At 33.9% G+C, this 25,803-nt stretch carries 20 protein-coding genes; 11 read left to right on the top strand and 9 right to left on the bottom strand.

The genetic code is table 11. The features are described 5' to 3' along the window. Positions 1-2,472, top strand: a 2,472-nt coding sequence (locus tag GSY47_RS23400; protein WP_219071551.1) for a T9SS sorting signal type C domain-containing protein, incomplete at its 5' end; no start/stop codon positions are given. A gap of 48 nt (positions 2,473-2,520) precedes the next feature. Here GSY47_RS23400 and GSY47_RS23395 read toward each other — a convergent pair. The 4 genes from GSY47_RS23395 to GSY47_RS23380 form a co-directional block, all read right to left on the bottom strand. Next, a complete protein-coding gene (locus tag GSY47_RS23395) occupies positions 2,521-3,387 on the bottom strand; it encodes a cupin-like domain-containing protein (protein ID WP_179004074.1) in 867 nt (288 codons plus the stop codon). Positions 3,388-3,467: 80 nt separating this feature from the next. Next, positions 3,468-4,556: a biotin synthase BioB gene (gene bioB / locus GSY47_RS23390; protein WP_219071550.1), complete on the bottom strand. Its 1,089-nt coding sequence runs from the start codon at positions 4,554-4,556 to the stop codon at positions 3,468-3,470. Between the two features lie 176 nt (positions 4,557-4,732). Continuing rightward, a complete protein-coding gene (locus GSY47_RS23385; RefSeq protein ID WP_179004076.1) occupies positions 4,733-5,170 on the bottom strand; it encodes a hypothetical protein in 438 nt (145 codons plus the stop codon). A gap of 117 nt (positions 5,171-5,287) precedes the next feature. Beyond that, complete coding sequence (locus GSY47_RS23380; protein ID WP_179004077.1) at positions 5,288-6,217, bottom strand: bifunctional riboflavin kinase/FAD synthetase; 930 nt, start codon at positions 6,215-6,217, stop codon at positions 5,288-5,290. Between the two features lie 191 nt (positions 6,218-6,408). On the opposite strand from GSY47_RS23380, the gene GSY47_RS23375 reads away from it, so the two are divergent. Further along, the gene (locus GSY47_RS23375) at positions 6,409-9,090 is read left to right on the top strand and encodes a zinc-dependent metalloprotease (RefSeq protein WP_179004078.1); all 2,682 of its coding nucleotides are present in this window, start codon (positions 6,409-6,411) and stop codon (positions 9,088-9,090) included. Positions 9,091-9,206: 116 nt separating this feature from the next. Here the strand turns inward: GSY47_RS23375 and GSY47_RS23370 are convergent, their stop codons facing one another. Then, entirely contained in the window at positions 9,207-9,890 is a 684-nt protein-coding gene (locus tag GSY47_RS23370; protein ID WP_317197945.1) for a ComF family protein, read from the bottom strand. 98 nt (positions 9,891-9,988) lie between these two features. Between GSY47_RS23370 and GSY47_RS23365 the strand changes: the two genes are divergently transcribed. From GSY47_RS23365 to GSY47_RS23345, 5 genes are all read left to right on the top strand, one after another. Then, positions 9,989-11,530, top strand: coding sequence for a glycine--tRNA ligase (locus GSY47_RS23365; protein ID WP_111377589.1), 1,542 nt, complete (start codon positions 9,989-9,991; stop codon positions 11,528-11,530). 268 nt (positions 11,531-11,798) lie between these two features. Continuing rightward, positions 11,799-12,617: a LytR/AlgR family response regulator transcription factor gene (locus tag GSY47_RS23360; protein ID WP_179004079.1), complete on the top strand. Its 819-nt coding sequence runs from the start codon at positions 11,799-11,801 to the stop codon at positions 12,615-12,617. A 186-nt stretch (positions 12,618-12,803) separates the two neighbouring features. After that, positions 12,804-13,046, top strand: a complete 243-nt coding sequence (locus tag GSY47_RS23355) for a hypothetical protein (protein WP_179004080.1) — start codon at positions 12,804-12,806, stop codon at positions 13,044-13,046. A gap of 96 nt (positions 13,047-13,142) precedes the next feature. Continuing rightward, positions 13,143-15,200, top strand: a complete 2,058-nt coding sequence (locus GSY47_RS23350) for a tetratricopeptide repeat-containing sensor histidine kinase (protein WP_218651418.1) — start codon at positions 13,143-13,145, stop codon at positions 15,198-15,200. Beyond that, a complete protein-coding gene (locus GSY47_RS23345) occupies positions 15,190-15,888 on the top strand; it encodes a response regulator (RefSeq protein WP_179004081.1) in 699 nt (232 codons plus the stop codon). Before GSY47_RS23350 ends, GSY47_RS23345 begins: the two co-directional genes overlap by 11 nt. 122 nt (positions 15,889-16,010) lie before the next feature. Here the strand turns inward: GSY47_RS23345 and thiL are convergent, their stop codons facing one another. Both thiL and GSY47_RS23335 read right to left on the bottom strand, forming a co-directional pair. Further along, positions 16,011-17,057, bottom strand: coding sequence for a thiamine-phosphate kinase (thiL, locus tag GSY47_RS23340; RefSeq protein ID WP_179004082.1), 1,047 nt, complete (start codon positions 17,055-17,057; stop codon positions 16,011-16,013). Positions 17,058-17,208: 151 nt separating this feature from the next. Then, positions 17,209-21,264, bottom strand: a complete 4,056-nt coding sequence (locus tag GSY47_RS23335; RefSeq protein WP_179004083.1) for a T9SS type B sorting domain-containing protein — start codon at positions 21,262-21,264, stop codon at positions 17,209-17,211. 314 nt (positions 21,265-21,578) lie between these two features. Between GSY47_RS23335 and GSY47_RS23330 the strand changes: the two genes are divergently transcribed. Then, positions 21,579-22,058 (top strand): DinB family protein, encoded by a 480-nt coding sequence (locus tag GSY47_RS23330; protein WP_109190986.1) that lies wholly within the window; start codon positions 21,579-21,581, stop codon positions 22,056-22,058. 47 nt (positions 22,059-22,105) lie between these two features. Next, entirely contained in the window at positions 22,106-22,603 is a 498-nt protein-coding gene (locus GSY47_RS23325) for a DinB family protein (RefSeq protein ID WP_179004084.1), read from the top strand. A gap of 39 nt (positions 22,604-22,642) precedes the next feature. On the opposite strand, the gene GSY47_RS23320 is transcribed toward GSY47_RS23325, so the two are convergent. Beyond that, positions 22,643-23,602, bottom strand: a complete 960-nt coding sequence (locus tag GSY47_RS23320; RefSeq protein WP_179004085.1) for a helix-turn-helix transcriptional regulator — start codon at positions 23,600-23,602, stop codon at positions 22,643-22,645. Positions 23,603-23,769: 167 nt separating this feature from the next. On the opposite strand from GSY47_RS23320, the gene GSY47_RS23315 reads away from it, so the two are divergent. Beyond that, complete coding sequence (locus GSY47_RS23315; protein WP_179004086.1) at positions 23,770-24,264, top strand: hypothetical protein; 495 nt, start codon at positions 23,770-23,772, stop codon at positions 24,262-24,264. Positions 24,265-24,343: 79 nt separating this feature from the next. On the opposite strand, the gene GSY47_RS23310 is transcribed toward GSY47_RS23315, so the two are convergent. Beyond that, the gene (locus GSY47_RS23310) at positions 24,344-24,961 is read right to left on the bottom strand and encodes an outer membrane beta-barrel protein (protein ID WP_179004087.1); all 618 of its coding nucleotides are present in this window, start codon (positions 24,959-24,961) and stop codon (positions 24,344-24,346) included. 250 nt (positions 24,962-25,211) lie between these two features. Between GSY47_RS23310 and GSY47_RS23305 the strand changes: the two genes are divergently transcribed. Next, complete coding sequence (locus tag GSY47_RS23305) at positions 25,212-25,736, top strand: hypothetical protein (protein WP_179004088.1); 525 nt, start codon at positions 25,212-25,214, stop codon at positions 25,734-25,736. The last annotated feature ends 67 nt before the right edge of the window (positions 25,737-25,803 follow it).

Below are 25,803 nucleotides of genomic sequence, written 5' to 3'. Positions count from 1 at the left end.
AATCCTCTTCCACAGGGAAGCCTGACATCGGTAAGTCCCTTATGCGGATCGGGTGCGGGACAACTTACCTTTACGGCTACGGCAGGTACTGGCCCTTATACGGTTGTCTATACAGAAAACGGCGGAGTGAACAGAACAGCGACAGGAGTTGTGAGCGGAACGGCTTTTACGCCTTTTACTACTCCCGTTACCGCATCGACCACATACGCACTGGTTTCTGTTACCGATGCGAACTGTACCAGAAGTTCCGGCTTTACGGGCGGTTCAGCGGTTATCACGGTTAATCCTCTTCCACAGGGAAGCCTGACGGCGGTAACTCCCTTATGCGGATCGGGTGCGGGACAACTTACCTTTACGGCCACGGCAGGAACAGGACCTTATACTGTTGTCTATACAGAAAACGGCGGTGTGAACAGAACAGCGACAGGAGTTGCGAGCGGAACAGCTTTCACGCCTTTTACCACTCCCGTTACCGCATCGACCACATACACACTGGTTTCCGTTACTGATGCGAACTGTACCAGAAGTTCGGGTTTTACGGGTAGTTCGGCAGTTATAACGGTTAATCCATTGCCTTCTACACCTGTAATTGGAACAGTTACACAGCCATCTTGTGTAACTTCAACGGGAAGTATTGTTTTAACGGGTTTACTTTCAACCCCAAGTTGGATAATTACTCAATATGGAACGGTTTCTCAAACGTATACATCATCTGGAACAACTTATACGATTTCAAATTTGAGCCCAGGAAATTATAATTTCACAATTCAGGAACCTTCCGGCTGTCCTTCATTGCCGACAGCAAATATAGAAATCTTAGCTCCAGTTACTAATACATGGAACGGGACAGCTTGGTCAAAAGGAAGTGAACCAGTATTAACAGATGCTATCCGATTTTCAGGGAATTATTCAACAACAGGTAATCTTAGTGGATGCTCTTGTATGGTAGATTCAGGTGTAAATGTTACAGTAAATTCTAATCATACCTTGACAATTACTAATGCAGTTACAAATAATGGAGGAACATTAACTTTCGAAAATAATTCAAGTTTACTGCAGACTACTAACGCGGTAAATACAGGAAACATTATTTATAAAAGAGATTCTAAACCTGTAAGACGTTATGATTTTACACATTGGTCATCTCCTATCAAGCGTACACCTATATTTACGCTGTATGATTTGAGTCCATCTACATTGTTCGATAAGTTCTTTAAGTTTGATCCTGTTAATGGTTGGATTATAATCTATAATGGAACTGAAGAAATGACGCCGGGAAGAGGATATTGTATTCGAGCACCACAATATAATGATTTAAATTCCGCTAGTATTTTCAATAGCCAAGTTACAGGGGTACCCAATAATGGAGATATTTTAGGACCGCCAGCTGTGGCTGGAAAATACAATCTTGTAGGAAATCCATATCCTTCTGCAATTTATGCTGATCAGTTTATCTATGATAATAGAGATAATATTTATGGGACAATATATTTCTGGACACATACTACACTTCCTGCACAGAATGTTCCAGGCGATCATCGCTTTTTTTATAATAATGACGATTATGCCATTTATAATTTATTGGGCACTATTGTTATTGGTAATATGGAGGGAACTCCTTCACCTACTGCTGGCAGTCAAAGTAAGCCAGACGGTTATATTGCGGCTGGTCAAGGATTTTTGGTTAGGTCAAAAACAAATCAAAGTGTGATTTTTACAAATTCGATGCGTGTGCCTGGAAATAATAGTCAATTTTTTAAATCGGCTTCAGCAACTGCAATAGAAAGACATAGGGTATGGCTGAATTTGACAAATACAGGAGGAGCCTTTAAACAACTATTAATTGGATATGCAACAGGAGCAACTAATTCTTGGGACAGCAGTTTTGATGCAGTGACTCTAGATGCTCATCCATATCTTGATTTTTATAGTATAAATGAAAATAGAAAACTTGTAATTCAAGGAAGAGCTCTTCCTTTTACTGTTTCAGATACAATTCCGTTAGGATATAGATCTGCTTTAGAAGGTGAATTCACAATAGCTATTGATCATGCTGATGGAAGCTTAAATACTCAGACAATTTATCTTCAGGATAATGTAACCAAGAAAGTGCATAATCTTACAACGGGGAATTATACTTTTACAACGGCAATTGGAGTTTTTAATAACCGTTTTGTACTCCGATATATAGATCCAAATGTGACTTTAGGAAATGAAGAATTTACAAGTCTTGATAATATTATTTCTGTTTCAGTAAAAGACAAAAACATCAAACTGCAATCTTTTTCAGAAAGTGAAAATTTAGAGGAAACTTCAGTTTATGATGTTGGAGGTAAATTGCTATACAATAAAAAAGGAATTGATAATAAAGAGTGGCTCATTACAAATCTAAAGTCTGGACCGCAAGTTTTACTGGTTAAGATAACATTGGAAAATGGCCAGACTGTGACTAAAAAAATAATCTATCAGTAAACAAAAAGTCGGTTGAGTTTTGAATTTTCTCAACCGACTTTTTTATCATTATGCTGAACGTCTTAAATTTTCGTGCGTGTTTGTAATTGCTTTTTCGTTTTTATAGTCAATCCATTTTTGGCCTTTTAATTTTCTCATCATAATATCAAAATGACGCATAATAAAAACGTTATAAGCGGCTTTGGATAAATTGGCAATATTTCGCGGGAATGCACGTAGGCTCATTGAAAATCCTGGAGTTAAATATTTCATGTAATGCCAATATCCTTCTGGCATGTACAGCATTTCGCCATGTTTTAGATTGGTGATAAAACCTTCGGCATTTTTCAAGGCAGGAAATTTTTCGTAATCAGGATTATCAAAATCTATATCCTCTCTCGAAATCAAAGCATGAGGAACTTTATACATGTATTTGGATTGGTCTGGAGCAAAAATCATACATTGTTTTTCTCCATGAAAATGAAAATGCAGAATATTGGAGTAATCAATATCATAATGCATAAAGACTCTAGCATTTTCTCCTCCAAAAAACAACATTGGCAATTGTTTGACCAATTTTAAACCAATGTCTGGCCATAAAAAATCATTTTTTAGCGTTGGCACATCTTTCATTAAATTATAAAGAAAAATACGGTAATTGGTAGGCCTAGACTCTAAAAGATTGATATAATCGCTCATTTTCATTTTTAAATGAGCTTGGTTGAATCCCTCTTCATGGTTTACAGGACGATCATCATACAGAGGAACAGTAATATCGCCTGCAATAGCATTAATATAGGATAATTTCCATTTTTTATAAGCTGGCCAGTCTTCTGTCAGCTCTTCAATAACAACAGGAATTTGTTTTTTTACATATTGGGAAATAAAATCTTCTTTAGAAATTTTTTTAACCCTTTCTATTTGTTTTAATTTCATTTTTCTAATAAAAAAATTGCTTATAACTCTGAGCTACAAGCAATTTAAAAATATTTATTGAGATTTATGAACTCTTTCGACTAAATTTTTGATTTAATCGATGCCTCAATGTTTCTTTCAATAGTATGTTTGGGTCTAGACCATTTTGGTTTTTCGCCCAAATTATTAAATTCAGAATCGACAGCTTCAACAGTTTTAGGTTGCATTATTTTTATAAAAGGTCTTTGGGCAGCCATTCCTAAAGTCTCAAACATCTTCATGTCTTCATTTACATCTGGATTTGGTGTAGTGAGTAATTTGTCTCCTGCAAATATTGAATTTGCTCCAGCGAAAAAACACATAGCTTGACCTTCGCGTGACATATTGGTTCTTCCTGCTGATAATCGAACTTGCGTTTCAGGCATTACAATTCTTGTGGTAGCGACCATTCGAATCATTTCCCAAATTTCTATTGGTTGTTCTTCTTCCATCGGAGTTCCTTCAACAGCGACTAAAGCATTTATTGGGACAGATTCTGGCTGCGGATTTAAAGTGGAAAGTGCCACAAGCATTCCAGCTCGGTCTTCAATACTTTCTCCCATTCCAATAATGCCACCGCTGCAAACCGTAACATTGGTTTTACGAACATTTTCGATAGTCTGTAGACGATCCTCAAAACCACGTGTTGAAATGACATCTTTATAATATTCTTCAGAAGTATCTAGGTTATGATTATAAGCATAAAGACCAGCTTCTGCAAGACGTTTTGCCTGATTTTCGGTTAACATTCCTAAAGTACAGCAAACTTCCATATCCAGTTTATTGATGGTACGGACCATTTCTAAAACCTGATCAAACTCTTCACCATCTTTCACGTTTCTCCAGGCAGCTCCCATGCAAACACGCGATGATCCGTTTGATTTTGCTCGTAATGCCTGTGCTTTGACTTGGCTGACAGTCATTAAATCGTTTCCTTCAACTCCTGTATTGTATCTTGCTGCTTGCGGACAATAACCGCAGTCTTCTGGACAGCCACCTGTTTTTATAGAAAGTAAAGTAGATACCTGAACAACATTGGGGTCGTGCTGTTCTCTGTGAATTGTTGCCGCTTCATAAAGCAAATCCATTAAAGGTTTGTTGTAAATGGCAATAATTTCATCTTTTGTCCAGTTGTGTTTTTTAATACTCATGAATAATTTGTTTTTTGTTGGAGTATTAAAAGTAAGTAAATTATGATACCACACACCGTGAGCTTTCAGAAATGGATATTTGTATGTTTTTTTCAAAAAAGAAACACTCAATAATCATAAAATTTCTTAATTCTATGATTATTGAGTGTTTAAAAAGTCATTTTTTTTCTGATTACTTAATCAGCGGCATATTTATTATTCCAATACAACATCATCATTAAAGTCACAATTACCGATGAAGCGATTCCTTCAAACAATAAACAAATGCAATAAGTTGGTACAGATGGATCTCCTCCGAACATAAACGTTTCAGATAAAGTTCTTACATATGCGTCTCCGCCTCGAGCGTAGCTGTAAATTAATAATCCAAATACGCTTAGCGATACTCCGACCACAGAAGTAGCCATTGCAGAAACAGCATTCGATACAAAATTGGTTTCTCCCTCATGAAGGTTCATCTGCATTGTCCTGTTAACACCGTAAAATATAAAGAATACATTAAGTGTTCTTAAGTAAAACAAATCTGCTAAACCCAAAACATTCATTAATAAAAAGTAAATGCCTATTCCGAGAAAAATCAAAAAACCGTTGGTAATTTCTTTAGGTAGTTTCATAGTGGTTACTTTTAAAGAAGTTAATAGTAAATATTTGAAAAACAGTGTTCTATCAAATTTACTAAAAAAATAACTACGATGATTTAAAAACCGTAAAAACTATGCAATCTAAATTTTTTAAAGAAGATTTATAAAGGCCAAAGCTTCGTTTTGATCTTGTTGAAGCTGTGCTTTCAAAGCATCAATAGAGCCAAATTTCTGCTCTTCACGAATATAACGAAGTAAAGAAACCCTGATGTTTTGATCATAAATGTCTTCGTTAAAATCAAAAAGATGAACTTCGATTGTCTGCTTTTCGCCATTAACTGTCGGATTATAGCCAATGTTCATCATGCCATAAACAATTTCGTTATTCACAACAGCTTTTACCACATAAACACCAATTTTTGGGATCAACTTATAATCTTCCTCGATATGAATGTTTGCTGTTGGAAAGCCGATTGTTCGGCCTAATTGTTTTCCTTTTACAACCGTTCCGTTCAGGAAATAATCGTATCCTAAATATTCATTTGCCAAAGCCATATTGCCTTCGTTTAAAGCTTTTCTGATTTTGGTTGAACTTACTGAAACGTCTTGGATTTCTTCGGCAGAAATTTGCTCTACTTCAAATCCGTATGCAGCACCAAAAGCAATTAAGTCATCAATATTCGCAGTTCGGTTGCGTCCAAAACGATGGTCGTGTCCAATGATTATTTTCTGAATCTGGAATTTATCGACCAAAATGGTATGAACAAACTCTTCGGCAGTTAATCTAGAGAAGCTTTCGTTAAAAGGATGAACAATTAGATTTTCAATGCCAGTAGCTTCAAGCAGTTCTGTTTTTTCGCTGATGGTATTGAGTAGTCTAATTTCTGATTTCTCTTGAAGAACCATTCTTGGATGCGGAAAAAAGGTAAGGACCAGACTTTCGTATTTCCCGTTTTCAGTATTCTGTGTAATTCTTTCTAGAATTTTTTTGTGACCAATATGCACGCCGTCAAAGGTACCAAGAGTTAAGATTGTTTTCTTGGTCGACTGAAAATCGTTTATAGAATGAAAGAGCTTCAAAACAAATTATTTAAGATGCTGCAAATTTATACTATTCTGTTTTAAATTTAATACTGAGAAATTGAATTATTAGCTAAGTTTAATTTCTTTTTGTGAAAATAAGCCTACTCGTCGATTAAAAAACATTAATTGTCTTATATATTGCACAATCTAAATTAATTGAAGTAATTTTGATGTAATAATTTTAGGGTATGAAAAAACAATTACTTTATATATTTCTTATTTTGTGTGGTGTGACAGTAAATGCTCAGAATGATATTTTGTGGCAGAAAATAACTTCATCATCATCGCTTTCACAAAAATTAAATAATTCAGATCCTGGCAAATTGTACTTTAAATTAAATGCAGATTTGCTTCATGCTAAATTATCTCCAACAACTAGTAAGTTTGTTACTAATGCTGAGATAGAAATTACAATTCCCAATACAGATGGAACTTTAGAGCGTTTCTTAGTTTGGGAATCTTCTAATTTTGATCCAGAGTTACAGGCTAAATATCCCGAAATTAGAGCTTACAAAGGAAGAGGGATTGATGACAAAAGCGCTGTAATTTATTTTAGTGTTGCACCTATTGGAATGCAGACAATGGTTTTTCGTGGAGATAAACCAACAGAATATATTGAACAAAATCCGGATAGTAAATCAGAATATGTTTTGTTTAAATCGACAGTTAATGCAGATTCTGAAATGCGTCTGGAATGTAAAACTGCCAATACAATTTCTGAAAACAAAACTTCAAGTACTACCGCAAGAACAGCTTCAAATGCCAAGCAGTTGAAAACGCTTCGTTTAGCTTTGTCGTGCACAGGAGAATATGCAGCCTATTTTGGAGGAACAAAAGCAGGAGCTTTAACGGGAATGAATGCTACTTTAACGAGAGTAAACGGAATTTTTGATAGAGATCTTTCAGTACAGCTAGTTTTAATCGCCAATAATGATGCTGTAGTTTATACAAATGCCTCTACAGACCCTTATTCTATTGCAGCCGATGGAGCAAAAGATGGAGGAACTTGGGGACAAGAGGTTCAAACTACTTTGACCAATGTTATAGGCAATGCAAATTATGATATTGGACATTTGTTTGGTGCTTCGGGCGGAGGAGGGAATGCGCATTGTATTGGATGTGTATGCGTAGATCCAACGTCTAGTGAGCCATATGGAAAAGGGAGCGCATTTACTTCTCCAAAAGATAGAAGACCTGAAGGAGATACTTTTGATATTGACTTTGTCGCTCACGAAATGGGACATCAATTAGGAGCCTCTCATACTTTCTCTTATGCTCTTGAAGGATTGGGAACAAGTTATGAACCTGGTAGCGGTTCCACAATTATGGGATATGCAGGTATCACAAATTTTGATGTTCAAAATAACTCCGATGATTATTTTTCGTATGCGAGCATTAATCAGATTCAGAATAATTTGGCAACAAAATCTTGTCCTGTTTCTACACCAATAACTAATAATCCGCCAATAATAGACGCAGGACCGGATTATACAATTCCAATTAGTACACCATTTGTTTTAAAAGGAACAGGCTCTGATCCAGAAGGAAGTACTATAACATATACATGGGAGCAATATGATAATGCAACGAATACCTCTGGAGAAAATAGTAAAACATACCCAACAAAACCAAATGGACCTATGTTTAGATCTTTGCCTCCTACAACTTCGCCTGTTCGTTATATGCCCGCTTTTAGTTCGGTTTTGAATAATGCTTTGACGACAACTTGGGAATCGGTTTCTTCTATAGCAAAAACAATGAATTTTACTTTGACAGGAAGAGATAATGCCACTCAGCCAGGAACGGCTCAAACCAGCACAGATGCTATGGTGGTTACGGTTAGTGCATCAGCTGGACCTTTTGCAATTACTTCTCAAAATGCAGGAAACGTAGCTTGGGCAAAAGGATCAGTACAAACCATAACTTGGAGTGTAAATAATACAAACACGCTTCAAGGTTCATCCAATGTTAATATAAAATTATCCACAGATGGCGGTGCGACATTTCCAATTACTTTAGCTTCTAATACACCAAACGATGGTTCTGAAACGATATTGGTTCCATCCGAAATTACGGAATCTACTAATTGCAGACTTTTAATTGAGCCAGTTGGCAATATCTATTACGCAGTCAATACTTCAACATTCGCAATTGGATATTCTGTTTCAACAACTTGTTTGACTTATAATTTTGATGGAAATTATTCAACAGGCAACAGCCAGACTTTTATTAATAAAACAGTGAGTGTACCAGCTTCAGTAGGAACAATTTCTGATGTTAATGTTTCAGTAAATGTTACGCATGCAAGATTTTCAGATCTTGAAATGCAGATTGTAAGCCCAAGCGGCAAAGTTGTAACTTTATTCAATAAAAGCTGCGGTGCTACCAATTCAACTTTAGCACTTCAGTTTGATGACAGCGGTACTAATTTAAATTGTGGTACAACGACAAGTCAAATTGTAATTCCAGCAAGCGCTTTAACTGCATTTAATAACGAGAATTCGCAGGGAACTTGGACTTTTGGAGTTCGAGATACAGAAAGCGGAGCTCTTGGAACTATAAATTCAGCATCGGTTAATATTTGTAATAAAGTTTATACGCTGGGAGATTCTGATTTTGAAAATATTGATTTTGCTTTATATCCAAACCCGAATAGAGGACATTTTACAATTCAGTTTAGCAGAGATTCAATAAAAGAAGTGAAAGTATATGTTCACGATATTTTAGGAAAATATGTATACAACAATACTTTTCAAGGTTCAGGATATTTTATTCAAGATATCCAATTGCCAAATGTTCCTGCTGGACTTTATTTTGTCACGGTTAGCGACGGAGACAGAAGAACTATAAAGAAAATTATAGTGTATTAAGATTCTTAAATCCCAGTACTAGAAAAGACAACATGTACAATTCCAAATTCCAATAGTTATAAGTATTGGAATTTGGAATTTTCTTTTTGGGATTTCTTTTTTATTGGAATTTCCCATCAAGAGTGTGCCATCGCCATACAAACAATACTAATTTTTGTTCCAGGAATTTTTAGAAGTGCTCTGGAACAGGCTTCGAGTGTTGCTCCGGTTGTAAGTACATCATCAACAATTAGGAAATGTTTATTTTGATTTTCTTCTGTTGAAATTACATCAAATATGTTTTCAATATTTTCAGAACGGCCTAGAAGATTTTTCTTGGATTGTGTTTTGGAGTACACCTTTCGGAACAGAATGTTTTCATCAAAAGGAATCTCAAAACCTGATGCAATTGCTTTTCCAAAATTAGTTACCTGATTATAACCTCGTTCTTTAAATTTCCTTTTATGAAGCGGAACGGGAATTACTGCGTCAAAAGGAATTTCAAAACAAACTTCTTTTAAATCTTCGACATACCAATTTCCTAAAACGGTGCCAATTTCCTGATGACCTTTATATTTTAAATTGTGGATGAGTTCCTGAACCATTCCTTTTTTATTGAAATATAAAAATGCCGACGCAAATTGAATATCAACTTTGCCATAAAACTTTTTGACTGCTTCGTTTTTAGGATTCAAATGATATTGAGTTAGAGGCATTTCATGGCGGCAATGTGTACAGAAAACAGTTTCATTCTGCAGTAAAAGTGCACGGCATCCGTCGCAGACTTTTGGAAAAAACAAGTTTATTATGTAATTAATCACAAAAAGAAAGATTTTATTTACGAAAATAACAAAATCAATCCTTCAATCTTTATAATTTTTCTTTTTTTTAAAGGTACTTTTTATATTTTTGCATCACTATGGCAAAACAAGAAGATATATTTAAGAATGTGGTTTCGCACGCAAAAGAGTACGGATTTATTTTTCCGTCAAGCGAAGTTTACGACGGTTTAAGTGCTGTATATGATTACGCACAAAACGGTGTCGAATTAAAAAAGAATATCCGTGAATATTGGTGGAAATCAATGGTTCAAATGAATGAAAATATTGTCGGCCTTGATGCTGCAATATTGATGCATCCAACAACTTGGAAAGCTTCTGGTCACGTTGATGCATTCAATGATCCATTAATTGATAATAAAGATTCTAAAAAAAGATATAGAGCTGACGTTTTGGTTGAAGACCATGCTGAAAAAATTCACCAAAAAGCACAAAAAGAAATTGACAAAGCAAAAGCTCGTTTTGGAGATGCATTTAATGAACAAGAGTTTGTAACTACAAATGCTCGTGTAATTGAATATTTAGCTAAAGAAAAAGAAATCAGAGAGCGTTTAGGTCGTTCTTTGGGAGCAGGTGATTTAGCAGATGTAAAAGCATTGATCGAAGAGCTTGAAATTGCTGATCCTGAAACTGGTTCTAAAAACTGGACAGAAGTAAAACAATTTAACTTAATGTTCGGAACAAAACTAGGTGCATCTGCAGAGAATGCAATGGATTTGTATTTGCGTCCAGAAACAGCTCAAGGTATTTTTGTGAACTTTTTAAATGTTCAGAAATCAGGTCGTATGAAAGTTCCTTTTGGAATTGCTCAAACAGGTAAAGCTTTCAGGAATGAGATTGTGGCAAGACAATTTATTTTCCGTATGCGTGAGTTTGAACAAATGGAAATGCAATTTTTTGTTCGCCCAGGAGAAGAAATGAAATCATACGAGTACTGGAAAGAAACTCGTTTGAAATGGCATTTATCTTTAGGATTAGGAAAAGAGAATTACCGTTTTCACGATCACGAAAAATTAGCACACTACGCAAATGCAGCTGCTGATATTGAATTTAATTTCCCATTCGGATTTAAAGAATTGGAAGGAATTCACTCTCGTACCGATTTCGATTTAAAAGCACACGAAGAATATTCAGGAAGAAAATTACAATATTTTGATCCAGAATTAAACGAAAACTATGTTCCTTACGTAGTAGAAACTTCTGTAGGTTTAGATCGTATGTTCTTGGCAGTTTTTGCAACTTCATTAAAAGAAGAAACTCTTGAAGATGGTTCTACAAGAACAGTTTTAAAATTACCAGCGGTTTTAGCACCAACTAAAGCAGCGGTTTTACCATTAGTTAAAAAAGATGGTTTGCCAGAAGTTTCAAGAAAAATCATTGAAGATTTGAAATGGGATTTCAATGTGGCGTATGATGAGAAAGATGCTGTAGGACGTCGTTACAGAAGACAAGATGCTTTAGGAACGCCTTTCTGTATTACAGTAGATCATCAAACGCTTGAAGACGAAACGGTAACAATTCGTCATAGAGATACAATGAAACAAGACCGTGTAAAAATTGCTGAATTAAGAGGTATTATCGAAAACGAAGTTTCGATGAAAAACTGGTTAATGAAAATGTAATCTTTACATACAATACTATAGATCCCAAATTCCGTAAAGGAGTTTGGGATTTTTGATTTTAAAAAACAGGTATTTTATCGATGTTTTTTGCATTTCATCATTTTGTATCAACATTTCAGTGTAATGTGTTAACAATGAAATGTTTAAAAATCTAAAATCCGTAATTTTAAATGCGGAAAAATATCAAAACCAAATTTTTTTCGAAGAAATCAAATTAAAATTATTTTTGATTGTGATTGTGGAGTGAGAAAAGCAACAAAACCAAAAATTGAAAAAGTATTCGTATATTATTATTGATGATGATGCTGAAAGTATTTTGAAGACCAAAACAACCGCTGCAGGTTTTTCAGAATTATCTTTTATGGCTTCGTCATCAAATTTTCAAGAAGGTTTAAATTTGGTTTTAGAGCATAAACCAGCTCTAGTTTTTTTAGAAATCGATCCCAAAAATAGGGCAAGTGAATTGTCTCTCGCTTTCATCAGCGAATTGCATCGTTTCTTTCAGGAAATTCCCAAAATTATTATTACTACCAATAAAAGAGACAAAGCATTTGATTCTATTCAATATGGTGTTTTTGATTATCTTTTAAAACCTGTTGCGCATGTTGATCTTCTAAAATCGGTTTTAAGACTTAAAAAAACTAATTTAGATAGTAAAACGTCGCAATTTATAGAAGAACCGACTTCTATCGTAATAGATAATGTAAATAACGTTACAATTCCTCAAAACGTCGAAAAACCTTTAACAATCTGTATCAAATCGTATGGTGATTATCGATATTTAAATGCAGCCGACATTTGTTATTTTCAAGCCGATAATAATTCGACCGATATTTATTTGAATACCGGTGAAATGATTACCGCATTTAAAACGTTAAAGCATTTTGAGAGTGTTTTGACGTATCCTTTTATCCGAATTCACAACAGTTATGTAATCAATCGTAATTACATTGCACGAATTCATAGCGGAAACTCAATCTGTTACATAAAAAATTCCTCAAAGAAGATTCCTTTTTCTAAAACCTACAAAGCAAATGTGGATCAAATAATTTCTGATTTTGCTGCAGGAAATTACTTAGAAATCTAAAAACCAGACGTTTACACGAATTTGCTATCCATTGACTATCAATTGGGTATGATCTACCATAAACTCAATTTTTCATATAAATTTTTCTCGACCTCGGTATTAGTTTTACACCATGATTCGCAACAAACAGCAAGTCATTCTCCAAAAAAATAAACTAAAATTAATAAAAAATTAAACCCTCAGGTCATGAAAAAAACAGCTTTGACAATCGGATTATTCTCTTTAGTAATGGTAGCAGCTTCTTTTGCAAATCCAGAAGCTTCAAATAAAATAATAGAAATTAATCCTCCTACAGGTACAGGTGCAACAAATGGCGGAAGACAAAAGGCTGATTTTGCTGCGTTAAGAAAATCAGAAGTAAATTCTAAGCATTTAAACAGCTTTGCTGCAGATAGTCAATCTAAAAGAATGACCGTAAAAGTAGACTAAGAAAAAACAGATAAATATAAAAAGGGCTGTCCATTTTGGGCAGCCTTTTTTTTGTTTCTATACTTTTACTATTTTTGGTAAAACTCTTAAACGATATTGAAAAATAATTGTGTAATATTATTCCTTTTTTGCCTTGTTTTGTTGAGTTGTGTCAATAAAAACAGAGATCCTAAAAACCTAGACTCACAAGAAGATAGTCTTACAATTTACCTATCTAAGGCTAAAGATGTGAATCTGACAACAGAAGATAAAAAGACTTATAATAAGAAAGCATTTGATATAATTTTAGATCAAAAGGACGATTCTATTAATAAAGTGAATCTTTTTAAAGTTGCAAATAGATATTATAATATGGGCGACTTGAAAGAATATTTAATAACAACAGAGCTAATTTTAGAGCGATCCTTAAATTCTAAAGATTCTGTTAATATGGCAAAAGCTTACAGTTATTTAGGAGATTATTATGTTTCACAATCTATATCTGATAGTGCTTTTATGAACTATTTCAAGGCAGAAAAAGTTTATTTGAAAATAAAAGACAAATATAATTTAGCTAAGACATTTTTAAATAAAGCAAATCTTCAGTTTAATGGAGGGGATTATTTCGAAAGTGAAATTAGTGTTTTTAAAGCATTACGAATTTTAAAGGAAGAGAAAAATGTCAATGATCTGCTTTATGATTGTTACAACTTATTAGGACTCTTATATAATGAACGAGAAGAATACCAAAAAGCACTTGATTTTCATTATAATGCCTTAAAAATAGTTAAGGATAAATCCATGCCTGCTGAATTTCAATTGCAAGCAACATCACTAAATAATATTGGTTATGTTAATTTAAAGAAAGAAAATTACAGAGCAGCAAAAATGTATTTTCAAAAAGCATTAAATGAAGATAATTTATATAAGCAAAATAAGGAGTTGTATGCTATTGTTTTAGATAACTTAGCCTATTCCAAGTTTAGATTGAGAGAAACGAAAGATTTATTTGTTCAGTTTGATAACGCACTAAAAATAAGAGATACTCTAGGACTTAAATCTGGTGTAGTTTTAAGTAAATTACATTTGTCTGAATATTTTGCCTACAAAAGAGATACTCTTACCGCTATTGAATATTGTAATCAGGCTTTGGTTTTGTCAAGGAGATCGAATCAAATAGCTAATACGTTAGATGTACTTAAACAGATAGCAATTATTGATCCGAGAAATGCATCAAAATATTCTAGAGAATATATCAAGTTAAATGATAAAATGCTTAAAGCAGAACGAAATATGGGAGAAAAATTCTCCCGAATCGAATATGAAACCAATGAAATAAAAGATCAAAATTCCAGTCTTCAGGAGAAAAATAAAACCTTGGTTTATGTCTTTAGTATTTGTACATTGCTAGGGTTGTTTTTTTATGTGTATAAAACCCAACAGGCAAAAAATCGTGAGTTACTTTTTAAACAGCAACAACAGATTGCAAATGAAGATATCTATAATATGATGATTTCACAGCAAAATGAAATTGAGCTGACAAGGATTAAAGAAAAGAAAAAAGTAGCGCAGGAATTACACGACGGAGTTCTAGGGCGTATGTTTGGTATTCGAATTAGTTTGGATAGTTTAGATAAAGTGGATGAGGTTGAAGCAGCATCTAAGCGAAAAAAATATTTGGCGGAACTTAAAAATATTGAACAGGATATTCGTGAAATTTCTCATGATTTAAGTAGAGAAAAATCCGAATTAATTAATAATTTTGTTTTGATTTTAAATAAACTATTTGAAAATCAGATAAATACGTATAGTTCCAAATTGATTACTTCTTTTGACCCTGAAATAAAATGGGAGTTAATTAGTAATATTGTTAAAATTAATCTGTATCGAATTATTCAAGAAGGGCTACAAAATTGTAATAAGTATGCTAAGGCTGATATTATTAAAGTAGAATTTAAAAATGAAAACGAAAATTTGGTTTTATGTATAGAAGATGATGGAATAGGATTTAATACTAATAAAACCAAAAACGGAATCGGTCTGCATAATATTGAATACAGAGCAACAGAATGTAAGGGTACAGTTACTATAAAATCTGCCAAAGGAGAAGGAACAGTTCTAATTGTAAAAATCCCTATAGACCCAAATAATAACCTGCAAAATAATGACATTTGATTTAACAGCTCCAGTTCCGCAACTAGTTAAAAAGAATATTTTGATAGTAGATGACCATCCATTTATTATTGAAGGATATAAAAATGCGATAACTCGTTATAATCCAAAACAATATGAGTTTTTAATTTCACAGGCGCACGATTGTAAGTCAGCCTATGATATAATTGAAAGCAATAACACACCTTCTTTTGATATTGCTTTTTTGGATATCAGTATGCCTCCTTATGAGGAAAAAGAGATTTTTTCAGGTGAAGATTTGGCAAAACTGCTTCTTGTAAAAATGCCTTCTTGTAAAATCATTTTGTTGACCATGTATACGGAACTTCTAAAAATTAAAACAATAATTAGAAATATTCAGCCTAATGGATTAATCATCAAGAACGATCTTACTTTTGATGAATTACTTTCTGCTTTTGATAAAGTAATGAAAAATGAAAAATACTACAGTCAGTCCGTATTAAAGATGCTGAACCAGACTACTCACAATGCTATTGAAATTGATCAGTACGATAAGCAGATATTAATTAATCTGGCGAAAGGATCATCTGTTACCGAGATGCTTTTAAATATTCCTATTTCTTTGAATGCAATCGAAAAGAGAAAAAAACATCTAAAAGAATTGTTGAAAATAAGAAGCGGTTCTGATGATGATTTAGTGAGGGAAGCTAAAAGTAAGGGGCTTTTTTAAAAAGAAATCCCAATTAGAAAATCCCAAATTCCAATAAAAAAAGAAATCCAAAAAAGAAATTCCAAATTCCAGTAGCTATAAGCATTGGAATTTGGATTTTTTTTATTGGAATTTTCAAAAATTTATTCGGTAAGAGCATCCCATCCTCGTGCTTTTAAAGCAATTTTGGTGTTGGCACGTGTTACAAGATGTATTCCTTCATTTTCTTCTGTCATGTGACCAATAACAGAGAAATTCGGATTTCCTTTTATTTTGTCAAAATCATTGATGTCAATTGTAAATAGAAGTTCATAATCTTCTCCGCCGTTAATAGCGACAGTTGTGCTGTCGATATTAAACTCTTCGCAAGCAGAAATAAACTGCGGATCTAAAGGCAGTTTATCTTCGTATAAATTACAACCCACTTTTGATTGTTTGCAGATGTGAATAATTTCAGAAGATAATCCGTCCGAAATATCAATCATTGCAGTTGGTTTAATGTCCAAAGCATGAAGCAAAGTGCGAACATCTTTTCTTGCTTCTGGTTTCAATTGACGTTCTACTAAATAAGTATAAGGATCTAAATCCGGCTGATTGTTTGGGTTAACCTGAAAAACTTGTTTTTCGCGTTCCAAAACTTGTAATCCCATGTAAGCAGCGCCAATATCTCCAGTTACAACCAAAAGATCGGTTTTTTGAGCACCGTTTCGGTAAACCAATTCATTTTCATCAGCTTCTCCAATAGCAGTAATACTAATAATTAAACCTTTTTGAGATGAGGTTGTATCGCCGCCAATTACATCTACTTTATATTCTTTTGCAGCGTGCGTGATTCCATCAAACAATTCTTCTAGCGCTTCAAGCGGAAAACGATTTGAAACCGCTACAGAAACTGTAATTTGTGTTGGCTTCGCATTCATAGCGCAGATATCAGAAACGTTTACGACAACAGCTTTGTATCCTAAATGTTTTAACGGCATATAAGCCAAATCGAAATGAACTCCTTCTATCAATAAATCAGTAGAAACAACTACTTTTTTGTCTTTAAAATCAAGAACAGCCGCATCATCGCCTATACTTTTTAAAGTAGATTCCTGAGTAACATCAAAGTTTTTGGTTAAATGGTCTATTAAACCGAATTCGCCCAATTGAGCTATGCTGGTTCGTTGTGGATTTTTATCTTCGATCATTTCTGTTAAGTTCCAAAGTTATTAAGTTGCAAAGGTACAAAGGTTTTTTTTAAAGATGCTAATCCCGATAGCTTATCAAGGCTAAGTTTTTTAGAGACATTTATTCTGTAGAAACGCATCGCAATATGTTTTTTAATGGTATTAAAAACCATTATCGCTTCATACTAAAATGAGCTTTGAATTCTTGAACCACGCCATTTTGAGTATAAGTAACCTGAAACCAATAATCGGAAGAAGGAAGTGGACTGCCGTTGAAATTGCCGTCCCAGCCTGCGCCAGAAGGCTTAATCATTTTTATGAATTTACCATAGCGATCATAAATTGTGATCACGGCATCTGGCTGATCTGCAAGATCGGGAATGTTCCAAGTGTCATGGTAACCATCATTGTTTGGAGTGAAAAACTTAGGATATTTAAGCACCTTGGCAAATAAAATAAGATTGTCACAATTTGCTTTAATATCTCTTATTGTAATAGCGTGTTCTCCTGAATCTACATCCTTAAATATATTACTGGTTTGAAAATCGCCATCATCCAGCTGGTATTCATAGATTCCAAAACCATTTGTTAGGTTTACGGTAATATCTATATCATCCTCAAATTCATCCGAAACTGTTACGGTTGCAATTGCCGGACTTGATTTTTCGACGGTTACAGTGGCTGGATTATAACCGCAGTCGTTACCAACATCTGGTATTTTTTTGACGGGGACAACGGTATAAATACCTTCTTGAGTTGCGGTATATGTTGGTCCGGTACCCATTTTGTTGTTATTAAAATACCATTCAATAGTATAATCTGGTGAATTAATTCCGGAATTCAATACCACAGAATTTAATAATGCTCCAGTTTGATAATCGACACAAATGATTCCGTTTTGTACAGAGAAATTTTTTAAAGGATAGATAGTAATGTAAAAATCATCTTGAGCAAAACAGTTAGGATTTGTAGGCGATGACGCATAGATATACAATCTCTGGCTGGTATTTATTTTTTGGCCTGATGTTAATAAAGTTCCGGTTGCATTGGGACCGCTGTAATAATTTCCAATTGCTAAAGGAGGTAAAGTGTAGCTTTCGCAAATGGCAACATCAGGAGTATTCGCCAATATGGGAGTTTGAGAAATCGTAACCGAAAAACTCTTTTCGCTAACACAGGTTAGGCGTGTGCCTGAAACAGCATAAACATAAACGGTCTGGGAGGTTTTTAATATAGTTCCTGCTTGAATAATTGAGCCTTTTCCGCCTGGTTGAGCATAATAATTTCCCAACGTCAGCGGAGGCAAAGTATAACTGTCGCAAACATTTATGTTGCTGAAACTGCCGACATCTATTCCTAGATAATTCACTTTAAAAAAGGTTTCATTACTGCAGGAAGGAAAATCAGCCCATTCGTTGTAAATATAAATAGTCTGTGTAGTGTTTATGGCAGTTCCTTCTGTTAACTGTGTTCCCAAACCATGCGGACCTCCCGTAGCAGTGTAATATTTTCCGTTTCTCAGTTTGGGAAGTTTAAAATCGTTGCAGGTTACTACGTCTGTGAAACTGTCAACAGGAGGAAGAGGTTTTATTTGAACAGTAAAACTATGTTCGTTTGTACATTCGGGACCAACTGAATAAACATAAATAGTTTGTGTTGCCGTTATAATGTCACCTGCTTTTAATCGTGTTCCTCCACCATTGGTTTTTGTAAAATAGTTACCGTTTACCAATGGCGGTAAAACATAACGTGCACATTCCAATCTATTAACGGGAGTATCTACAGGAGGAAGCGGTTTTATGGTAATTACATATTTAAGATTTTCGGTACAATTGGGTGAAGTAGTTGTTGCCGCATAATAATACACAGTTTGTGAGCTGGTAATCACGGTTCCGGCTAGAATACTTTTGCCTTGTCCTCCCGGACTTTCATAATAACCGCCAATAGCAATTGCAGGTAAAGTAAAACTGCCGCATCTTGAGATTGGAACAAAAATGGGAGAATTTACGATATCAATTTTAAAAGAATGCTCATTGGTACATCTTCCGTCATTTGCAAAAATAAATATCGTCTGACTGGAAGTTATTTTATCTCCCGCTTTCAAAGCTTTGCCTAAACCGCCTGATGCTGTAAAATAATTTCCGTTTGTCAAAGCAGGTAATGTATATGAATCACAGGTAACAACATTCGCAGGTTTGTCTATTTCGGGCAGCGGATAAACTGTAAAAGGAACTGGAATATCTCGACATACAGAGCCATTAATTACAGCATAATAATAAATAGTCTGACTTGCTGTAAATACTGTTCCTTCAGGAATAACATCGCCGCGTCCTCCAGACTGCGTGAAAAAACCGCCCGCAGGTACTCGTGGTACAACATATTGTCCACAGGCTTCTTTTTTAAAACCAATTTCGTAAATCAAGGTCACATTAAAACTGCTTTCGTTGGTACAACTGTTTGTAGTAGGACCTTTGTAAATGTAGTAAGTCCCGCTTTTGGTAATAACATCTCCAGGATTTAGTTTCGTTCCCGTTCCATTTGTTGAAGTGTTATATTCACCATTTGTAATTGGTGGCAAGGTGTAGCTGTCGCAGGCAATTACATTCGGAATTTTATCTACAATTGGCAACGGATGAACAATTACATTGAAATTTAATGTTGTATAACAAACGGAATTTGAAATATTTTCAATACGCACCCAGATCGTTTTCGGTGATTGTGATAATGATGTAGTGAAAACTTTAGGATCTGCAATATTGTTTCGGGCTAGATTTGCATCAGTTTCGCTCTGATAATATCTGATTCTGTATTGGGAAGAATTTAATCCGTTTAAGATGATTGGTTCCTGAACAGTTAAATCGACGGCTACATTTTTTGAAACAGTATCACAAGCATTTAAGTCTGGTGGTTTTATCACATTGATAGGATCTGTTACCAATAAATTAAATGAAATTAAATTATCACAAAAGAAGGTTTTATCATAAACAGGCACCACTTTTATATATATGGTTTGATTCCCTGAACTGACATAAGATTTTAACTGACTTTCGGGAATAATAGGTTGGTTGGCATTAGCCGCAGCTAAAGAATCAAAATAATAAATAGAATATTTAGCAGGATCGATGCCTAATTCAGTTAAATTGTTCTGAGTCAAATCATATTGATAAGTGCCGGTTGTAGTATAACAAGCAGTTAAGTTTTTAGGAGTTTTAATAATCAAATCGTTAATTACAACTTCATCCTTAACCACACAGCCGGAAAGTGTTGCTGTAACTCCATAAGTTCCGGCTTTATCGACTGTCAAAGAATTGCTGGTTTCATTTGGAATTACTGCTCCGTTTAGTGTCCAGACATAACTGAAATTCCCGACTAGATCTGATTTAAGTGTGATTTTCTCGCCTTGACAAATGATTCTGTCGGGACCTAAATCCATAGTGGTCATAAAACTGCCTCCTTTTATAAAAACTGCCGAATCGTAATTGCTGTCGTTATAATCGCCAATAGCCAATTTTATGCGATAAGTTCTGTTTGGAATTACAGTTGAAGAAGCAGTTAAAACTTTGGTTTCACCTCTCATATTGATAGCAGACTCAGTAGGATTCGCAACATTATAACGGTCAAATAAAGTAGCATTGGCAGATAAACAGGAAGAATTATACTGCTGGTCTCTAATATTTTTGACCGAAACTGGAGTTGTCGTTCCTGGTACTACAGCAAGATTTGTAGAAATTCCGCTTGTTAAATCAGTTAATATAAAAGCAAATACATCGCTAAATCCGCATTGAAATTCACCGTATTCATTCGAAGCAAACAGAAAATCAAAACTAAAATTGCTTGATAAAGGCGTAAAATCAAATTGAAGAAAGCTGACATCTGTAACAGGTACAACTTGTCCGTTGCTATCACTGATTTGCTGTAAATCGCTATCGGTAGCATTATTCAGTTTACTGCTTTCGTTATTGCCGGTATAGGATCCTTCGGTATATTTGGCCATTCCGTTTCGTATAATGATACCGCTGGAAATAGGAAAGTTTGGATTAGTACTTGTGAATTTACCGATTCCCTGACGCGAGGAGAATTTAAAATTACTTTCGTTTGAACAGCCATTCTGCATTAATTCTGTTCGTACCAGTTCAGGAATACCCAAGCTTGTAGTATCGACTATGATTCCTTGTGATGAAGATATAGCCGAACAAAATAATAAAAGTAGAAGTAGAGCCGCTCTCATAATTCATATTTTATTAGTAGGGTTATTTAAAGTTACGAAATTATTTATATTTAAAATTATGATTATCAGTATTTTATGATTCTTTAACCTTATTTAAACAAAAATGAAAGAGAATTTTAATTGTGTTAAATTATTAGTGAACCGCTTGTAAATAAAGAGCCTAAGTTGTTTAAATAGGAAAGAGAAGCGTTAGTTTTTGTTACGATTAAAGAATGAATTCTAAAATATTCTAAAAATTATTTTTCCTACTGACAAACTGTTGTCACCGGCCCATTCTACTTTTGAAGTATTAAAAATATTTAAACTTTAAAACCATGAAAACATTAGCTGCACAAGTAATTACACAAGAAGATTTATTGAAACACTGGCAAGGACATCGTGCTCTTACACGTCGATTAATTGAGATTTTTCCAGAGAAAGATTTCTTCGAATTTTCAATAGGAGGTATGCGTCCTTTTGCAAAATTGGTTGATGAACTTTTGGCTATTGCAGTTCCAGGACTTAGAGGAATTGTAACGAAACAAACTGAAGCATTTTCAGAAGGAGGAGAAAAATTGATTTTTAAAGCACAATATCTGGAAAAATGGGATGAAGCTACAGAAGAAATCAATACATACTGGGAACAATTGTCTATTGAAGATTTCAGCGAAACTTTTAATCTTTTTGGACAGTATGAATTTCCAATTATTCAGAATATCTTATATTTTATTGATAACGAAGTGCATCACAGAGGACAAGCTTATGTGTATTTAAGAGCCTTAAATATCGAACCGCCGTTTTTCTGGGAAAGATAATTGATATTTTTTTCTTAACTTAATAATACAAATCTAAAATTAAGACAATGAGTTTAAAGAAGATAATGTCCAATTATGCCGATTATAATTTATGGGTAAACCAGCAATTTGTAAACTGGCTTTCGCCGAAGTCAGATGAATTGTTGTATGCAGAAGTGCCTTCGAGCTTTTCAACCATAATGAAAACACTCGACCATATTTGGTCTACAGAAGAATATTGGTTTTCTGTAATTTCTCAAAAAGATGTTTCTCAAAAGAAGGCAGAAAACGAATTATCTAAAGAAGAGATTTTTGAAGGATTGCTCAATTCATCTGCAAAATTGAAATACTTCATCAACTCATTGTCTGAAGAAGATTTAAGCACAGAAATTAAAATAACAAATCCATGGTTTGAATGTGAACTGCCAATTGCAGATTATCTGATTCAGGTAATTAATCACGGCACATATCACCGCGGACAGATTGTAACTATAGGAAGAAATATCGGAATTACTGATGCTTCCAATACAGATTATAATTTTTACAATGTCATAAAACAGAAATAAACGAAAAAACTCCTGAAGATAATGTTTTCAGGAGTTTTTTTATGATAACCTTTTCCTATTGATGTCCAGTAATTTTAGAACGTTTGTTTTTAATACTTCAGGTTCCAGAATTTCAGCATAATCTCCAAACATCAAAAACCATCTCGGAAATGCATTATTGATATCTCTGGACATAAAGGTCATTTCGATTTTATCATCAACTTCTTTTTGTGAAATAAAACCATGATATTTTCTCTCGCTCGCTAAATATCTTGCTATTTTACGGTCAATTAAAAGGCGGACTTTTGTTGTTGGACAGGTTTCTGTTTTAGTCAAATAAGTTTCTAAATCATCGTGTTCAATTGTAAAATTAACGTCGGTTTTTTTGATTCCCTGAATTCGGTCGGTTCTAAACTGACGGTAATCTTTTCGAAGATGACAGTATCCTAAAAAATACCAGTTATTATTATCGTGAAAAACTCCAATAGGTTCCAGATTACGTTGTGTGGTTTCGTCTTTCTCAAAAGTTTTATACGTCAAAAGAATCTGTTTTTTCTCAGCAATACCTTCAAAAAGAACAGATAGTGTGTTTGGCGAATTATCATTAAACATCGGTTCAGCAGTCTGCATTACGATTCTGGATTCGATATTTGAAAGGTAATCTTTGTCGGTACTTCTTAAAACGGATTTTAATTTAAACATGGCCGATGCATAATGTGTTCCCAAAGAAGGATCGGTAAATTTTTGCATTAGTTTTTCTGCTGCAATAAAACTGCTCACTTCTTCGCGAGTAAACATGACAGGTGGCAATCTATAACCGTCCATTAAAGCATAACCAACTCCGGCTTCGCTGTAAATGGGAACTCCGGATGCTTCAAGAGTTCTGATATCCCTGTAAATAGTTCTTAAACTACAATCAAAACGATCGGCCAATTCCTGTGCTTTTACAATCTTTTTAGATTGCAATTGGATTAGAATGGCGATAATTCGGTCAAATCGTTTTGGAGTTTCGTCGAGCATTTTTTTAAATTCTAAGATTTTGTGCAGTAATCTTAGCACCTATCGGAACTAAGTTTTTGCAGAGATTCAAAGATACAGTTTTTGGCATTTTTTTTTAATTATTAAAATAGGAAAAGGTATTTTTGGAGAGTAATACAAACAACATTATTAAGTTTAAAAGTAAATATATGATCAATAACTACATTTTCAATGAATATGAAAAGAGATTTGAGCCAAAAGAAACTACATGTGCCTATTGCGAAGAATCGCAAATAAAAAACATGAAAGACACACATTTCGTAGCGCTTTATGTTACTGATGATCGTACTAATCTTATTGTATACAGATCTGTAAAATATTCAACACTTTTAATTGGGATTCCAAGGTGCGCATCGTGCAGAGAAATTCATGATAAATCTGTGGTTAAGTCTAGATTAATAACTTGGATGATAGTTCCAGTTTTAATGGGACTTTTGTTTTATTATATTTCGGTTTTAGGTGTGTTCCTTTTCATAGCTGGATTTTTTGCGATTGTTACAGGAGGATTTTATGGATCACATAAACTCACTCAGTTTTTTGTTGCAAAAGAGAATATTTATAATTTGCAGGATGGAACTGACAATGACAGGGTTATTCAAAATCTAATTTTGGATGGATGGTCTCTCAATCAGCCGTCAGCGTAAAATCAGCCAAAATTTTGACTAAATAAAAAAGCTGTCCCAAAAATTGAGACAGCTTTGCTTTATAGTTTATTATAAAGATTTAAAATCTGTACAAAACTCCAAATTGTGGCTGATCAAAAATATTCTCAAATAAATTGATGTTTAATTGAAAAGTATCCGAAGATGGACCATTTTCTGGAGAAACGCTGTTGTAAGCCAGAACATTTGCTAGCACAAAAGTTACCGCAATATTTTTGGTAACAAAGTAGTTTAATCCGACATTAATATCGGCAGTTAAACTGTTGTCTGTGTCACTGCCAACAAGTGGTGTTTCGGTTTTGTTTCTTCCATAACCTAAACCAAGTTCAGCATAAGTTTTAAAACGTTTTTTGTCTAATTCTAAGAAATAGTAACGAGCAAAAGCTCCAACCCCAAATACATTTGTTTTTACTTGTGTTGCTTCTACTTTGTTACTTGAATAATTTAATTTGGCTCCAACTGCAAATTTATCATTTAGCAAATAGCCAAACTTTGGACTAAATCCATAATAATCGGCTGTGCCACCAGTACTAATTTTAATAGAACCTTCAAGAAACATATCTCCTTGTTGAAAAGTCACACCTTTTGCAGAATTCATTTCAGCTTCAGCTTGGTCTTCTTGAGCGTTTGCAAAACAAAAGGTAAAAAGGGCTAAAATAACTGATAATTTAGTTTTCATAATCTTACATAATTTAATTGTTTGTAAGATTAAAAATACTTTTTCTCATTTTAAATCACTTTGAGTTTAGTCAAACGCGTTAAAAATCAATTTATTAAGTTAATATTTGTATAAATTAACAGGTTTTTACTTGTTTTAATTAAACGATAGAAATAGATTTAAAATAAAAAAATGAAGAATTTATCATGCTGTAAGAAATTTTAGTTATTGTTTTTGATATTTTTGATTAATAAAAAAAAGAGACTAATAAATGTACAATAAACTGACCCAGAACCAAGAAGCCGAGTTAAGAAATAGGATGAGAAATGGTACTTTTGATAGTGAATATGAAATAAAAAGTCTTGTAAGAATTGGCTATGATCCTGGTATTGCAGATTTTTTAGTCAATAAAGTAGTATTAGATTTTAAGGATGAGTTGTCTCAAGAAATAAAAGAAAGCAAACAGACAGAGGATAAGAAAAATGTTGCGTGGTGTATTTTGTGGGCTTCCTCTTTATTTTCCGCTATGATGGGTGAGATGAATATCTGGATCATTTTAATTTCTTTGGTAATAGCATCCTTTGCAGCTTATTGGGGATTCCCGAAAAGAAGAATAGCCGCAATTGCTGGATTTGTAATTACGGCACTCATGATGCCTTTTGCTTTCGACTATTATTTGAGAAACAAGGAAACTTATATGCGATTTGAGCTTTTTATTCCTGCAGCGGTAGCTTTTGGAACAGGTTTACTAGTAAAGTATATTTTATCAAAATTGATGTATTCTGATAATGATTAGTTTTATAAACATATTATAAAAACAAAACCCGATAACGAAAGTCATCGGGTTATATCTTAATACTTAA

This window comes from Flavobacterium quisquiliarum (assembly GCF_019308285.1).
Taxonomy (GTDB): Bacteria; Bacteroidota; Bacteroidia; order Flavobacteriales; family Flavobacteriaceae; genus Flavobacterium; species Flavobacterium quisquiliarum.
The sequence above is the reverse complement of the archived record's forward strand: the minus strand, read 5'-3'. Positions and strand labels throughout refer to the sequence as shown.

Excerpts from the sequence above, each read along its gene's own strand:
- bioB (WP_219071550.1), bottom strand. The coding sequence starts at position 4,556 with ATGAGTATTAAAAAACACAACTGGACAAAAGATGAAATTATTGCCATT.
- GSY47_RS23355 (WP_179004080.1), top strand. The coding sequence starts at position 12,804 with ATGAAAAAAACAGCTTTGACAATCGGATTATTCTCTTTAGTAATGGTA.
- GSY47_RS23315 (WP_179004086.1), top strand. The coding sequence starts at position 23,770 with ATGATCAATAACTACATTTTCAATGAATATGAAAAGAGATTTGAGCCA.
- GSY47_RS23305 (WP_179004088.1), top strand. The coding sequence starts at position 25,212 with ATGTACAATAAACTGACCCAGAACCAAGAAGCCGAGTTAAGAAATAGG.
- GSY47_RS23365 (WP_111377589.1), top strand. The coding sequence starts at position 9,989 with ATGGCAAAACAAGAAGATATATTTAAGAATGTGGTTTCGCACGCAAAA.
- GSY47_RS23395 (WP_179004074.1), bottom strand. The coding sequence starts at position 3,387 with ATGAAATTAAAACAAATAGAAAGGGTTAAAAAAATTTCTAAAGAAGAT.
- GSY47_RS23335 (WP_179004083.1), bottom strand. The coding sequence starts at position 21,264 with ATGAGAGCGGCTCTACTTCTACTTTTATTATTTTGTTCGGCTATATCT.
- GSY47_RS23325 (WP_179004084.1), top strand. The coding sequence starts at position 22,106 with ATGAGTTTAAAGAAGATAATGTCCAATTATGCCGATTATAATTTATGG.
- GSY47_RS23375 (WP_179004078.1), top strand. The coding sequence starts at position 6,409 with ATGAAAAAACAATTACTTTATATATTTCTTATTTTGTGTGGTGTGACA.
- GSY47_RS23320 (WP_179004085.1), bottom strand. The coding sequence starts at position 23,602 with ATGCTCGACGAAACTCCAAAACGATTTGACCGAATTATCGCCATTCTA.
- thiL (WP_179004082.1), bottom strand. The coding sequence starts at position 17,057 with ATGATCGAAGATAAAAATCCACAACGAACCAGCATAGCTCAATTGGGC.
- GSY47_RS23385 (WP_179004076.1), bottom strand. The coding sequence starts at position 5,170 with ATGAAACTACCTAAAGAAATTACCAACGGTTTTTTGATTTTTCTCGGA.
- GSY47_RS23330 (WP_109190986.1), top strand. The coding sequence starts at position 21,579 with ATGAAAACATTAGCTGCACAAGTAATTACACAAGAAGATTTATTGAAA.
- GSY47_RS23345 (WP_179004081.1), top strand. The coding sequence starts at position 15,190 with ATGACATTTGATTTAACAGCTCCAGTTCCGCAACTAGTTAAAAAGAAT.
- GSY47_RS23310 (WP_179004087.1), bottom strand. The coding sequence starts at position 24,961 with ATGAAAACTAAATTATCAGTTATTTTAGCCCTTTTTACCTTTTGTTTT.